General features: G+C 67.6%; 16 protein-coding genes. 14 read left to right on the top strand and 2 right to left on the bottom strand.

Going from position 1 to position 12,665, the window contains the following annotated elements:
* Nucleotides 1-23: 23 nt before the first annotated feature.
* Complete coding sequence (locus EV646_RS32120) at nucleotides 24-227, bottom strand: hypothetical protein (protein WP_132155337.1); 204 nt, start codon at nucleotides 225-227, stop codon at nucleotides 24-26.
* Between the two features lie 230 nt (nucleotides 228-457).
* On the opposite strand from EV646_RS32120, the gene EV646_RS32115 reads away from it, so the two are divergent.
* The 9 genes from EV646_RS32115 (at nucleotide 458) to EV646_RS39065 (ending at nucleotide 6,906) form a co-directional block, all read left to right on the top strand.
* The gene (locus EV646_RS32115) at nucleotides 458-850 is read left to right on the top strand and encodes a hypothetical protein (protein ID WP_132155335.1); all 393 of its coding nucleotides are present in this window, start codon (nucleotides 458-460) and stop codon (nucleotides 848-850) included.
* 341 nt (nucleotides 851-1,191) lie between these two features.
* On the top strand, nucleotides 1,192-1,905 hold the full coding sequence (locus EV646_RS32110; RefSeq protein WP_158291075.1) for a GAF domain-containing protein: 714 nt from the start codon (nucleotides 1,192-1,194) through the stop codon (nucleotides 1,903-1,905).
* Nucleotides 1,906-1,997: 92 nt separating this feature from the next.
* A complete protein-coding gene (locus EV646_RS39600; RefSeq protein ID WP_199237318.1) occupies nucleotides 1,998-2,264 on the top strand; it encodes a hypothetical protein in 267 nt (88 codons plus the stop codon).
* Between the two features lie 9 nt (nucleotides 2,265-2,273).
* Nucleotides 2,274-2,639: a CBS domain-containing protein gene (locus tag EV646_RS39595; RefSeq protein ID WP_241996462.1), complete on the top strand. Its 366-nt coding sequence runs from the start codon at nucleotides 2,274-2,276 to the stop codon at nucleotides 2,637-2,639.
* On the top strand, nucleotides 2,587-2,901 hold the full coding sequence (locus EV646_RS32100; protein WP_158291074.1) for a PRC-barrel domain-containing protein: 315 nt from the start codon (nucleotides 2,587-2,589) through the stop codon (nucleotides 2,899-2,901). The genes EV646_RS39595 and EV646_RS32100 overlap by 53 nt, the downstream gene beginning before the upstream one ends.
* A gap of 223 nt (nucleotides 2,902-3,124) precedes the next feature.
* Nucleotides 3,125-3,727 carry an NAD(P)H:quinone oxidoreductase gene (wrbA, locus tag EV646_RS32095; RefSeq protein WP_132155329.1) on the top strand — a complete coding sequence of 201 codons (603 nt, stop codon included), beginning with the start codon at nucleotides 3,125-3,127 and terminating at the stop codon, nucleotides 3,725-3,727.
* 185 nt (nucleotides 3,728-3,912) lie between these two features.
* Nucleotides 3,913-4,089: a DNA polymerase ligase N-terminal domain-containing protein gene (locus EV646_RS39590; RefSeq protein ID WP_199237316.1), complete on the top strand. Its 177-nt coding sequence runs from the start codon at nucleotides 3,913-3,915 to the stop codon at nucleotides 4,087-4,089.
* A 257-nt stretch (nucleotides 4,090-4,346) separates the two neighbouring features.
* Nucleotides 4,347-6,224, top strand: a complete 1,878-nt coding sequence (locus EV646_RS32085) for a KUP/HAK/KT family potassium transporter (RefSeq protein ID WP_158291073.1) — start codon at nucleotides 4,347-4,349, stop codon at nucleotides 6,222-6,224.
* Nucleotides 6,225-6,753: 529 nt separating this feature from the next.
* Entirely contained in the window at nucleotides 6,754-6,906 is a 153-nt protein-coding gene (locus EV646_RS39065) for a hypothetical protein (protein WP_158291072.1), read from the top strand.
* Between the two features lie 14 nt (nucleotides 6,907-6,920).
* Here EV646_RS39065 and EV646_RS32080 read toward each other — a convergent pair whose 3' ends face one another.
* Nucleotides 6,921-7,913: a DUF8189 domain-containing protein gene (locus EV646_RS32080; RefSeq protein WP_132155325.1), complete on the bottom strand. Its 993-nt coding sequence runs from the start codon at nucleotides 7,911-7,913 to the stop codon at nucleotides 6,921-6,923.
* Between the two features lie 303 nt (nucleotides 7,914-8,216).
* Here EV646_RS32080 and EV646_RS32075 point away from each other — a divergent pair, with 303 nt between their 5' ends.
* The 5 genes from EV646_RS32075 to EV646_RS32055 all read left to right on the top strand — a co-directional run bounded on the left by EV646_RS32075 (nucleotide 8,217) and on the right by EV646_RS32055 (nucleotide 12,609).
* A complete protein-coding gene (locus tag EV646_RS32075; RefSeq protein WP_132155323.1) occupies nucleotides 8,217-8,537 on the top strand; it encodes a hypothetical protein in 321 nt (106 codons plus the stop codon).
* Nucleotides 8,492-8,743 carry a hypothetical protein gene (locus EV646_RS32070; protein WP_132155321.1) on the top strand — a complete coding sequence of 84 codons (252 nt, stop codon included), beginning with the start codon at nucleotides 8,492-8,494 and terminating at the stop codon, nucleotides 8,741-8,743. Before EV646_RS32075 ends, EV646_RS32070 begins: the two co-directional genes overlap by 46 nt.
* A gap of 583 nt (nucleotides 8,744-9,326) precedes the next feature.
* A complete protein-coding gene (locus EV646_RS32065) occupies nucleotides 9,327-10,007 on the top strand; it encodes a hypothetical protein (RefSeq protein ID WP_132155319.1) in 681 nt (226 codons plus the stop codon).
* A gap of 35 nt (nucleotides 10,008-10,042) precedes the next feature.
* Nucleotides 10,043-12,004, top strand: a complete 1,962-nt coding sequence (locus EV646_RS32060) for a sensor histidine kinase (RefSeq protein ID WP_158291071.1) — start codon at nucleotides 10,043-10,045, stop codon at nucleotides 12,002-12,004.
* Nucleotides 12,001-12,609 carry a response regulator gene (locus EV646_RS32055; protein WP_132155315.1) on the top strand — a complete coding sequence of 203 codons (609 nt, stop codon included), beginning with the start codon at nucleotides 12,001-12,003 and terminating at the stop codon, nucleotides 12,607-12,609. The genes EV646_RS32060 and EV646_RS32055 overlap by 4 nt, the downstream gene beginning before the upstream one ends.
* Nucleotides 12,610-12,665: the final 56 nt, after the last annotated feature.

Below are 12,665 nucleotides of genomic sequence, written 5' to 3'. Positions count from 1 at the left end.
GGCCCCTTCACCGACGGCAGCGATCAACGGCGTTCGGCGCTGGCTTCGGGAAGTGTGCGCACAACTGTGATGGCGCCTTGACCAGCACTGGCGCCGTGCTGTTCCTTGGACACTGTCCGCGGCGACGGGCACACCGGGCCGCGACGGATCGGTCCCCCGCCGAGTTTTCGGCTCTTCCACTGCTTTTCGTCGTAGTCGTAGTACGTGTCGACGCCACCGACCGTCATCAGCCCTCCCAGTCAGCGCGAAACCTTCTCTGGCTGCTGACTGCTCAACAGACCCGCTGATGCAGTTTGCCACCGAGCCGCCGTACCGCACTAGTCCCCTAAAGCCCTCAACCGGATTACGAACTCCGCTCAGCCGGCCGCCGCCGGTTGCGAAGCCAGGACTGGCCCGGGCCACAGGTTTGACGTTGGCAACCGGGAAAACAGGACTGACCTCAGCTGAGGAGGGCACCATGACCGAGCCGATCTCCGGCACCGGCGACGATGCGATCACCAAGGTTCGCGAGGACATGCGAGTCGTCGACCAGACCGGTACCGAGCTGGGACGCGTCGAACTCGTCAAGATGGGTGATGCCGACGCGGTCACGACAGCGGGCCAGCAGGGCGAGCACCCGGAAGGCGGACTGGTCGGCGTACTCGGACGCCTCATCGGCGGCGGCGAGCCCGACGTACCCGAACCACTCGCCGCACGACTCCTGCGCAAGGGCTTCGTCAAAGTCGACAGCAAGGGCGTCCTGGACCGCGACATCTACGTAGCCGCTGATCAGATCGCCCGAGTCAGCGGCGACGACGTCCACCTCAACGTCTCCCAGCAGGCGCTGATCGACGAGCACGCAGGAACCTGACGCGGCCATAAGTCTGCAAGTTCCACCCAAGGTCGCGACAACCTGCAAGCCCGGCTGTGTGAGGCCGCGCGAGCATAGTCGCCGAGGCGACCGCGCCAGGACGTGCGCGACCTCCTCGTCGTCGACCGTGAACGCATCCGGTCGCTCGTCGCAAGAGCTGCCCGTTGTGTCAGCGCGATGCCGGAATGTGTGCAGCCCAGCGCCTGTAGAGCGAACTCCATCACCGCCTCGACGGCCTCCTCGAGATCGGTACAATCCGCGACGGATGCCGAGATGGTGGAGATACCCCGAATCGGTGCCGAGACCGGGGCGGGCGATGGACTGCGACTCGGGACGGACAGATGAATGATGTGGAGCGGACCACCCTGCTCGTGCGCTTGGCCAGGCTGATCGCCGACGGCAGTTCTGATCAGCCGCTGGAGGCGCGCCTGTGCAGGGCCTACCTCGCAATGGTGGGTGGAGACGGCGCGGCGATCACCTTGTCCTACACCGAACCGAGCCGGGTCACCCTGTGCACCACCGACGACGTGGCGGCACGGTTGGAGGACCTGCAAGATGTGCTGGGCGAAGGCCCTGGGCCGACCGCCTACCAGACGGGGGCAATCACCGTCAGCGATCTGCGCTTCGACCTCGGACAGTGGCCGTTGTTCACCAACGCCGCACGCAAGATACCCGGTGTGACCACCGTTTACGCCGTACCGATGCGTCCCGGTGATCAGGTGATCGGGGTGATGACGGCCCACCAGGACAGCCCGGACCTGCCCGATCGTGACCAGGCGCAGTTCCTCGCCGACGCGATCGGCGCAGCGCTCATGAAAGACGCTCCGCATCTGGAGTCCGAACTCGACAGCGGGCCGGCAAGGGCGGCGACAGCAAGCAGGGCGGTACGACGGCACAGAAGAAGGAGGCCGGCCGCAAGGGCGGAAAGGCCGCGGCGAAGAAGAGTTGACGCTGCCTCGGCGCGCTTGCAGTGCCCTCGCTGTCGTGACGAGGATGGTCCACAACGCGCTCGCTCCAGAGAGCAGAAACAACAAGACCCCAGTCGTCAAAGCTGATGCGGTAGAGCACGGCAGGTCGTCAGCCGTCCAAACGGGCAGCAGGCAGAGCGCGCATGGCCAGACTCGGCAGCATTGGTGGGACCGACATCATGACCAGATATCACCTGCTGTGGATGACGGTAATGGGTCTCCTCGCGGCGGGCGGAGTCATGCTCGCTCTGCTGTACGTCAATGTCGAGATGACCGCAGGCATCTGCCTGATGGCCGCCGCAGTCGGCGGAAGCATCTACTTCAATGTGGCGTGGCCACGGCGGAAGCCCGGGCAGAGTCTCTCAGCCTCGACCGTCCTGGCCGCCGCGACGTGGGCGGCGATCGCTGTCGCGGTCTGTGGATACTGGATCGTGCTGGCGGCCTGAGGGTGTTTGGTGGCAGTGATAGTCCGCACACAACGCGGGCCCGGTGATCTGGCTCAGGGCAAACCCTTCACTATCGGCGCCGATGAGAGTGCCGAGGCCGTGCTGGCGTTGATGGCCCGGCACCAGATCCGGCGGCTGCCGGTGATCGACGGACACGAATTGGTCGGCATGCTGGCCCAGGCCGATGTCGCACGCGCACCCCCCGACGAAACCCGCGACACAGTCGAACGGATCTCCGGGAGCAGCGCAGCCGCCGTGCCAGGCGGACTCGTCCGGCTTGACGACACCACTCTGATGTTGGCCGACGCCGGCGACGATGTCCGTGGCCGGAAGGTTGCCGGCAGCAACGGCGACGACGGACGGACTGACCATTGACGACGTCGAGCGCCGCGTCCGGTTCCTCGAAGTCGGTTCCGGTGGCTTCCCCGGCCTCGGCGAGAAACGACAACTGATCCCGGTCGAGGCGATCACCCGCGTCGAGCCCGACGCCGTACACGTCGGCCGGGAGCGCACCTACAACGCCGGGGCACCGCTCTACGACCCGGCAGTGGTGACCCAGCCCCAATTCTACGAAGACCTGCACGACTACTGGAATTATCCAAGATCCTGGATCGGCCGCTCCAGATACCCGCTCTGACGGCGCTGACCGGTCCCTGGGACCACAACTCCTTGGCCGAGAGCTGCCACGAGTGTCGCTGCGACTGCCGGGTACTGGTCACTGCATCCAGCAAAACAGCACGATCTGCGGCTGTGCCTCCTGCGCACGCAGATCCGGGCATGCCGCGGCAACGACCGGGTCTGGCTCCGCGGCGGCTAGCCCGGACGGCAACAGGCAAGTCGCCTGATCAGAGGAGGCTGATATGGACACCACAAGGGTGAGTGTCATCTACTACTCGTCCACCGGCACTATCGCGGAGATTGCCCGGACGATCGCACAGCACGCCGAGAAGGCCGGTGCCGAGGTGCGCCTGCGCAAGGTGCGCGAACTGGCACCACCGGAGGCGATCGAGGCGAACCAGGACTGGAAGGCCAATCTCGAGCGAACCGCGGAGATCGAGGAGGCCACCGCCGACGACGTGGTGTGGGCCGATGCCGTGATCTTCGGGTCACCGACTCGCTACGGCAACGTCGCCGCACAGCTGAAGCAGTTCATGGACACCCTCGGACCGCAGTGGGAGCAAGGCCTGCTCGCCGACAAGATCTACAGTGGATTCACCTCGTCACAAACCGAGCACGGCGGCCAGGAGTCGACGCTGCTGGCGCTCTACAACACCATCTACCACTGGGGCGGCATCCTGGTCCCACCCGGCTACACCGACCCGGTGAAGTTCGAAGACGGCAACCCCTACGGCACCTCCCACGTTTCCGGCCGGGGCGAGATCGACCAGACCATCCGGACCGCGGCCGCCGTACAGGCCGAGCGAGTGGTCAAAATCGCCGCCGCACTCAAGCGCGGAGCATGACCTTCGACTGGATGCCGTGAGCAAGCAGAACCAGTTGAAGGACTACAAGCGGAAGCGGGATTGGCGTCGTGCGCCGGAGCCGGGCGGGCCGCGGAATGCCGGAGCACGCGGTCCTCGCGCGCGCCGTGCTTCGTCGTACAGAAACATGACGCCTCGAGCCTGCACTACGACTTCCGCCTCGAGCGTTGCCGACGGAGGACCACCCGCTCGAGTACGCCGAGTTCGAGGGCATCGTCCCCGAGGAGCAGTACGGCGCGGGGCCGGAGATCGTGTGGAACCTTGGCACCTACCGCAACGTCGCCGGCAAGCCTGTCGACGAGGAGATCCGGACAGGCCACGTGAAGGTCTGGGCCGGAGGGTGAGAAGCTCGCTAGTGGTTACTCGCTGACCCGGATCGGAAAGGGTGAGCGCTCTCGCTGGACGCTGGTCAAGATGGCACCCGCCCGCCGCCTCATCACCCGGACCCGGACCACCGCCGCGGCAGTGCTTGGCCCGCTCTGACTGAGCACCATTTTCGAGTTGTTCGCGCTCGCGACGCCGCGCCTGTGGTCGCGCCCGCACGCGCGGTTTCGCCGGTGCCGCATCTGGTCGGCTGGCCGAAGGTGGGTACCGGCGCGGTGTGGGACAGCGACGAGCAGCGGGCCCTGCCGGGATCATCGGCGCGCTCGGGGTCGTGTTCGGCGACATCGGGACGAGCCCGCTGTACGCGATGCGGACGGTCCTCGGCGAGGGCGATGACCTCCACCGCGACACCGTCTACGGGTTGACCTCGATGGTGATCTGGTCGCTGCTGCTGGTCGTCACCGGGCTATACGTAAGCCTGCTCATGCGCGTGGACAACGAGGGCGAGGGCGGGCTGCTGGCTCTATTCGGGCTGCTGCGCCGGGCACTGAGGAACGGCCGGCTCCTGGTCGCGGCGACGTTCGTCGCGATGATCGGGGCGGCTCTGTTCCTCGGCGACAGCATCATCACGCCGGCGATCTCGGTCCTCTCCGCCGCCGAAGGGCTCAAGGTCGCCAGCCCGTCACTGAGCGGCATCGTGCTGCCGATGGCGCTGGCCATCCTGGCCGGGGTCTTCGTGCTACAGCGCATCGGCAGCGGCGCGATCGGCCGGTTCTACGGGCCGGTGATGGTGGTGTGGTTCTTGCTGCTCATCATCACCGGCGCAGTCTCCCTCGCCCGGGGCCCGCAGGCGTTCGCCGCGCTGTCCCCGCATCATGCGGTGCTGTTTGCGGCGAAGGACCCGCTGACGGCGTTCGTTGCGCTGGGGTCGGTGATCCTCGTGGTCACCGGCGCCGAGGCGCTCTACGCCGACCTCGGACACTTCGGCCGGGCCGCGATCACCCGCGCCTGGCTCGGCCTGGTCCTGCCGGCACTGATTGTGGCCTACCTCGGCGAGACCGCGGCGGTGCTACGCGACCCCTCGAACGCGGCCAACCCGTTCTACGGGGTCGTGCCGTCATGGTCGAGGATCCCAGTGCTGGTCGTGGCCACCGCGGCCACCATCATCGCGTCGGAGGCGGTGATCGCGGGCGGGTTCACGGTGCTCCACCAGGCGGGCGGCCTCGGCCTGTTCCCATACCTGCGCACCCGGCACACCTCCGCCGCGGAGGCCGGCCAAATCTATCTCCCGGCCGCAAACTGGAGCCTCGGCGCGGCCGTGCTCGCCATCGTCCTCCTCTTCCGCAACTCCGAGCGACTCGCCGCGGCCTACGGACTCGCCGTCAGCCTGACCATCCTCACCACAGTCACCCTCTACCTGACTCTGACCGTGGTCCGCGACCACGCTCGGCTGCGCGCGACCGCAGGTGCTCTCCTCGGTGTAGTGGCCGCCTGCTTCTTCGCGGCGGCGATCCCGAAGTTCCTCTCCGGCGGCTGGCTCCCTGCCCTCATCGGCGGCGTGCTGTTCGTGGTGATGTGGACATGGTGGGCAGGCCGCGCCCGCCTCGCGCAAGCCCGGAGCCGGGTAGAGCTGTCCCCGACCGATTTCGTCCGCGACCTGCAACAGGCCGAGCCGACGCGGGTGCCAGGCACCGGCATCTTCCTCACTGACGACGCCGCCATCGCGCCCCTCGCCCTGCGGACCCTGCTCGAGCTCGGCCACCTCCTGCCCGAACGGGTGCTGATCCTGAGCTGGCAGCTCGCCGATACTCCCACTGCGCGGCCGCACGAGAACCGGGTGCGTGTCGGTGAGTTCGGCCACCCGTACGACGGCGTCGTCTCTGTCGACGTCACCCTCGGCTACCAAGAACGGCTCGACATCGTCGCCGTCCTCCACGAGGCTGGCAAGCAGGACGCCGGACTCACCCACATCGACCCCGACACCGCCTACTACTTCGTCTCCACCCCGCACCCGCAACTGAACCGCGCCAGCCCGCTGGCGCGCTGGCGCCAGCGGCTCTTCCTCCTCCTCGACGAGCTCACGACCGACCGAGTCGTCCAGCTGCGCCTGCCCCGCCACCGCACCGTCACCGTCGGCCGAGAGCTGGACCTCTGACAACCGCCCACAGCGCCGGACCACGCCTGGGCCGGCTCACTGCAACCCCCCAAGCAGGCAAGGACCAGGCGAGTGATGTCATGGCGACTCGACAGCTGGGCGCACCGTCTTGACCGGTGATCGGAGCGGGTACGGCCGGACCCGTAGATATTGATTTCGACGATCGTCCCGTCGGTGTCGCGAATGATGTGACGGGCCTCGTTCCAGCGCGCCACCTCGGCCCCGATCGCGAGCTGCCGCAGCCTCGGACCGCCAGTCGAGAATGGCCGGTCACAGTCAAGCCGACGGTTCTTCCACACTCTGGTCGATTCGCACTCCGTCCACTCAGTCGAACCCCGACTCCCGTGCGTCGTCAGGTTGTAGCTGCAACTGCGGCCCATCGGCCGAGGTCGTGTCCGTACCGGGTGGATGCGGGCGTCGAGGTGAGGGGCGCGAAGCTGCGGCGTGGGCATCCGCGATGGGGTGACAGGCCGATCCGGTTGGAGTGGATGAGGCGCCCGGGCACGGATCTGTGGTTGCCGTCTGGGCGATGATCAACCGGATCCTGGTCTGGCAGGATCTGATCGTGCCGCAGCCGCGGAAGTGTCCGCGTGAGTCCTATGTGCAGTGGCAACGGCCGGCGCCGATGCAGCTATGGCAGCTGGACATCGTCGGCGGCGTGATGCTGGTGGACCCGCCTTAAGGTTCGGTCGGCTGTCAGGGCACCTGCGACCAGACACAGGACGTGGTGCCCACCACGTTGCGACACCGCCATAGATTGCCGTCGGCGCCCAGGACGAAGATCACCCGAGTTTGCGGGCTGCTTGGGAAGACGTTCGCGACGGGCGCCGAGGTGAGGATGCCGCTGAGCCGTCGCCAGCCGGCCCAGGTCGTCGCGCCCGGCGCGCGCGTGTTCATCCACAGCGCGTTGTCAGTCCCGCGGACGAACAGGTCGGTTTCGCCGCTGGACAGTTGGACAGCAGTGGGAGCCACCGTCGACCGGCCGCCCACCCGGCGCCAGCCGCCGGAGACCCGCTCCCAGACAGCGAGGTCCGTACCGAGAGCGAAGATATCCTCCCGATTGGGGCATTGACCGCGGACCGCCGGCAGCGCACCCGGATCGGACGCCAGCCGACCACCGAGGCTGCTCCAGCTGCCGCCCAGCGGGCGCCGCCACAGCGCATTGTCCCCGCCCCGCACATACACGATCAACGGAGAGGTTGGGCTGGTACATGTGACGCTCGGGGCACCCAGTGCCCGGCCGCCCAGGCTCCTCCACGCCAGCCACTCACCCAGGCCGTCTGAAAAGCTCCGGTACCAGACGGCGTTGTCCGCCCCGCGGGCAAACACGAATTCGTCGATGAACTCGATCGGCGGCTGCCGGACAATGGCCGCCGGGCCGCTGGTCAGCACCCCGCCAAGGTCGGTCGCCGGAAGTGTGAACGACCCGGACGTCGAGCCGCTGACGAGCGTGAGCCGGTGGTTCACCTGCTGGTAGAAGACGTCGATGCGGGGCGATACCACCCCGCTTCCGAGAGTGGCGACCCCGGGAACCTGGCCGAGCTCCGGGCTGGGGACTGTTGCAGCCGACGTGGCGCCGGCCCGCGGAACAAGGGCAAGGAGGAGAAGGATCGCCCCGGCAAGCAGTCCGGCGGGGCGTAGTGCCATCGGCCAGCGGCGAGCACGCCTGCGGGGCGCTCCAGCGGACATCGGGGCCTCCCTCGCGAGCAGCGGTGCGACGCCGGTCGACGTTGCTGGGTTACATCGCTCGGCGAACGACGCCGCGAGGTGATATAGCGGGCGTATCACACCTGGGAATCGAGCGTCTAGCCCGAAACCCCACCGGGACGCGGGCGGTGGAAACCGCCTCCTCGACGGGCACGAGGACGACCGGACACGGCGCGTGCATGGCGCGTGCATGGCGTGTGCAGCCGGGTGTGGTTGTATCAGGCGATCCACTCGTAGATGGCGGCCTCGGTCTCGGTGCTTGTCTTCCCGGTGCGCAGCGGTTGAATGGTCGTCTCGTTCGCGGACGAGACGCCTGGCGCCGACGTCATCGAATCGGCCCGCACCGCCGCGGTGCCGCTACCGATCGTCGGCCGCGGCATCGCAGGTCTTGCTGAAGCCATCCAGAGCCGGCTTCGCGAACTCGACGACATTGAGCACCTGCGCAGCACCGTTACCCATCTGGCCCAAATCCTGTCCGCCGTCGGCCAGGTCACCGCCGATCAGGCACCCGACGCGGCGGCCGGTGCCGCGGTGGTCAGGATGCCGGGAGCAGCACCTCAATGCAGGAGGCTGCGTCACTTCGCGACTTCGCCGACAAACCGCTGATCGTCCTGACAGCCGGAGAACACCCGGCCTCCTGGATGGCGGCGCAGAACAAGATGTTGACGCTGTCGACCAACAGCGCGCAGCAGATCGTCGCCGGCGCCACCCACACAGACCTGGTCCTCGAGGAGGAGTACGCCGCCCCTACAGCACAAGCCATCCTGGCCGTCGTCAACTCGGTCCGGCACGACCGACCCCTGAGCCGGTGACGTCCTCCCCGCGGAAGAGACATGTGCCCCGGCGTCACCAGTCGCCGGGTCATCGCGTCGGAAGCGTAAGCAAGCCCTGCGCCTTCAACCACCCTTCAGCGGGCAATAGGCGACTGGCGGCATCCTCCGGACTCTTTTAACAGGTCAGGCAACTAGTGAATTTGACGTCGCTGGGGAATTTGAACCTATGCCGACGCTCCTCAACCAGACGCCACGGAGTCGCTGAATATGGGATGTGACGGAGCGGAGGGCCCGTTTACATTACCGCACCAGGCCTGCGGTACAGCGGAATCGTCACAGGTCCGGTGAACCCGGCCAAGAATTTCACCTGCGCCAGCGGCAGTGCTCGTCCGCCATCGTCTTCACAAGAATTCAGAACGTCTTGGGCTATTTCGGAACAGCGCTGAATTGATCTGCCTTGCCCCATAGCGAGACTCACCAACCGCGAACGGCCTCGCCGTGCGCGGATGGTGAGCAATCCCAGGCGGGAGTTTTTCCCGGTTCGGGCGGGAGTGCGCCTGATTCGCTAGGGGCGGCTGGTGGAGAACCTCGATGTGTCCAGTTCGATCGAGGGGGTTTTCCGATGGTCCAGTTCTCCACCACTCCGCGCTCCAAGCAGGAGGCTGATGCGACGGCGTCGTACAGGCGTTTTGCGGGCGGGTTTGCGCTCGGGCACGTCGTGCTGATGCTTGCGGCGTTCAGTTTCGAAGGCGTTGCCGCGGCCGAGCACGGCATCGCGCCGAGCAGGCTCGTCGACATCTACGGCGGCGCGTCGGTCGGCCGTGCTCTGGGCGCCGGCTACGTCGAGGCGCTGTCGTTCCTTGTCCTGATGCCCGCCATCGTGCTTGTCGCCTGGCTGTTCTCGCAACGTACGACGGGAGGCCGACTGGCCGCACAGACCTTCGCCGCACTCGGAATCGGCTATGTCGCTTCCACACTGGCCGTCGGCTTCGCACCAGGTGCCGCGGCCCTGTACGCCGCCCATCACGGCGGCGACCCGAGTGCGATCGCAATTGTCAGCGACATCCGCAACTTCGGCCATGTCCTCCAGGTCGCCATGAGTGCCGCTATGGCGCTTGCGATCGGGATCGCTGCGCTGCTGCAACGGCTACACACTCGGTGGATCGGGTGGGGCGGTGTGGCGGTCGGAGGAGTCGGACTGCTGGCCACTCCGCTGGCTCACAACGCCGTATCCATGCTCTGGCTCGTCTGGTGGATCGGGCTGGCCGTGGTGCTGTTGCGGAGAAACATCCCGCGGGTGTGATGTACACAGGCTCCGTCGTCGGTCACTCTGTGGTCATGCGGAGGTCAGTCGCTGTCCTGGCCGCGCTGGTGGCGCTGGCCGGAGAATCTGTAGCGATCGCGGTCTCGTCTCCCGGCACCGACCGGCGGGACGAGGCCGCCGTCGGCGCTGTTGTCGTGGCGTACGCCGCAGTCGGGCTACTGATCGTGTGGCACCGTGCCGGCAGCCCGGTCGGACGGATCGCATTGCTCGCCGCAGCAGCATGGGGTCCAGGCCAGGCGCTCGTAGACGCGGGCACCCAGGCTCTACGGGCCGATCCGGCCGACAGGTCTGGCGCGCTCGCCTCGGCCGTCGGTAGCACGCTGGGCGGTCTGGCCTGGCTCGTCCTGGTGCTGTGGCTGCCGCTGGTCTTTCCTGACGGCACCGCTCGGCCAACCCGGCTACGCCGGACAACTCGCGCCGTCGTCGGCGCAGCGCTCGGGTGCTTTGCCGCGACCCTACTGCTGTCGCCGCGCCTGACCCGGCTCGAGTTCGCCGGAATCGACAGCCCGATCGGTCTGCCACACGTCATGGTCACCCCGATGGGCGCGCTGGCGGGGATCAGCCTGTTCCTCGGTGTTGTCTCCGTGGGTCTGACAGTGGCTTGCCTGGTACAGCAGTACCGCCTCAGCGGTTCGCTAGGCCGCCAGCAGACCTTGATCTTCGGACTGGCCTTCGTGCCACCCGTACTCGCGTTCGGCGCCAGCTTCACCGACTCCGCCGGACCGTGGCTGTTCGGTCTCTGCACGCTCCCGCTGCCGGTGGCAATCGGAACCGCCGTACTGCAGCGGCGGCTGTACGACCTGCCGCTCGTGGTCAACCGCTCGGTCACGTACGGCAGTCTCTGGCTCCTGATCGCGGCTCTCTACGCACTCGTCGTCGGCGGGGTCGGTGCGCTGCTCCGCCAGCAGGGCGCGATCTGGCTGCCCTGGGTCGCCGCCGGAGTGGTCGCCGTCAGCTTCGCGCCGCTGCGCGACGGCCTCCAGCGGGCAGCCAATCAGCTCACCTTCGGCCAGTGGGCACAGCCACATGAGGTCCTGGACCGTACGGCGCGGAGGCTGGCCGATGCGGGTGACGTCAGCGCCCTGCTGGACTCCCTGGCGGGTGAGCTCGCGACCGACCTCGGCCTCCGGTACGTCGAGATCACGGGTCGCGGCGGTCATACTCTGGCGTCGTCCGGCGAGCGCCCCGACGATCTGGACGAGCTCGTGCTCACGGCGTACGGCGAACCTGTCGGCGCACTCCGCTGGCGTAAGCGACCCCTGCGTGACGGCGACCGCGCATTGCTGACCACTGTGGCGGCACAGCTCGGTTCCGTCGTACACGCCGACGGCCTGCTGGCCTCCGTCCGTGCCGCGCAGGAGCGGCTCGTGCTCGCGCGCGAAGAGGAGCGTCGGCGGCTTCGCAGGGACCTACACGACGGACTCGGCCCCACGCTGGCCGCATTGCTGCTCCAAGTCGACACACTCCGCAACACGGCCGCCGAGGACGCGACACGGTCGGGCCTGCTCGAGCTCCGCAGCCGGATCCAGGACACCGTGGTCGACGTGCGCAGGATCGTCGAGGGACTGCGTCCCGCGGCGCTGGACAACCTCGGACTGGCCGAGGCGATCCACCAGCTCGCGGCGCGGTTCTCCCGGGAAGGTCTGTCGCTAACGGTGGATGTGGAAGAGAACGCCGGCCTGCCCGCGGCGGTCGAGGTGGCCGTCTACCGGATCGTGCAAGAGGCGGTCACCAACGCCGCCAGGCACTCCGGGTCGGCTCGGGTGCAAGTCGCCGTACGGCGGTTCGACGGCCGTCTGGAGGTGTGTGTCGTCGACGACGGCAGCGGCCTGATCACACCGCGTACCGACGGGGTGGGGCTAGGCAGCATGCGCGAACGGGCCGAGGAGATTGGCGGGCAACTTGAGGTAGTACCCGCGCCCGGTCGCGGCACCACCGTGCGTGCCCTGCTGCCGATCGGGAGGGTACGGGCATGATCCGGGTACTGGTTGTCGACGATCATCCGCTGTTCCGCGACGGCCTGGCCGGTCTGTTGCAGACGATCCCCACAGTCGAACTGCTCGACGCGGTCGGCGACGGGGCATCCGGCGTACGACGATCACGCGAGCTCTCGCCCGACATCGTGCTGATGGATCTCAACATGCCCGGTATGTCAGGGCTCGAAGCGATACGGCAGCTAGTCCTGCTCGACCCGGCCCCGGCGGTCCTGGTGCTGACGATGGTCGACGACGACGACAGTGTCGCGGCGGCGATGCGAATGGGTGCCCGCGGCTACCTGCTGAAGGGCGCCGTCCAGGAGGACGTGGTCGCCGCGATCCGAACGGTTGCCGCCGGCGGGGTCGTACTGGGTCCAGGTGCCGCCGAGCGATTCCTGCACACCAACCGCGGCGTCGCGGCGACCCTCACTGACAGAGAGTCGCAGGTACTGGCGCTCATCGCCCAAGGCCGCAGCAACACCGACATCGCCCGCGAGCTAGGCCTGTCGCTGAAAACCGTCCAGAACCACGTGTCGAACGTCCTGTCCAAGCTCCAAGTCAGCGACCGAACCCAAGCCGCCCTGCTGATGCGCGGCCTGCACTAGCCAGCGTGACCATTCGAGTTGTTCACGTTCTGTTTGCCGTGCGGCCGTCGGGGTGC

This window comes from Kribbella antiqua, assembly GCF_004345665.1.
GTDB lineage: Bacteria > Actinomycetota > Actinomycetes > Propionibacteriales > Kribbellaceae > Kribbella > Kribbella antiqua.
This window is presented reverse-complemented; position numbering and strand designations above follow the sequence as displayed.

Excerpts from the sequence above, each read along its gene's own strand:
- EV646_RS32060 (WP_158291071.1), top strand. The coding sequence starts at position 10,043 with ATGCGGAGGTCAGTCGCTGTCCTGGCCGCGCTGGTGGCGCTGGCCGGA.
- EV646_RS39600 (WP_199237318.1), top strand. The coding sequence starts at position 1,998 with ATGACCAGATATCACCTGCTGTGGATGACGGTAATGGGTCTCCTCGCG.
- EV646_RS32075 (WP_132155323.1), top strand. The coding sequence starts at position 8,217 with ATGGTCGTCTCGTTCGCGGACGAGACGCCTGGCGCCGACGTCATCGAA.
- wrbA (WP_132155329.1), top strand. The coding sequence starts at position 3,125 with ATGGACACCACAAGGGTGAGTGTCATCTACTACTCGTCCACCGGCACT.
- EV646_RS32080 (WP_132155325.1), bottom strand. The coding sequence starts at position 7,913 with ATGTCCGCTGGAGCGCCCCGCAGGCGTGCTCGCCGCTGGCCGATGGCA.
- EV646_RS32120 (WP_132155337.1), bottom strand. The coding sequence starts at position 227 with ATGACGGTCGGTGGCGTCGACACGTACTACGACTACGACGAAAAGCAG.
- EV646_RS32070 (WP_132155321.1), top strand. The coding sequence starts at position 8,492 with ATGCAGGAGGCTGCGTCACTTCGCGACTTCGCCGACAAACCGCTGATC.
- EV646_RS32065 (WP_132155319.1), top strand. The coding sequence starts at position 9,327 with ATGGTCCAGTTCTCCACCACTCCGCGCTCCAAGCAGGAGGCTGATGCG.
- EV646_RS32110 (WP_158291075.1), top strand. The coding sequence starts at position 1,192 with ATGAATGATGTGGAGCGGACCACCCTGCTCGTGCGCTTGGCCAGGCTG.
- EV646_RS32055 (WP_132155315.1), top strand. The coding sequence starts at position 12,001 with ATGATCCGGGTACTGGTTGTCGACGATCATCCGCTGTTCCGCGACGGC.
- EV646_RS32115 (WP_132155335.1), top strand. The coding sequence starts at position 458 with ATGACCGAGCCGATCTCCGGCACCGGCGACGATGCGATCACCAAGGTT.
- EV646_RS39065 (WP_158291072.1), top strand. The coding sequence starts at position 6,754 with ATGATCAACCGGATCCTGGTCTGGCAGGATCTGATCGTGCCGCAGCCG.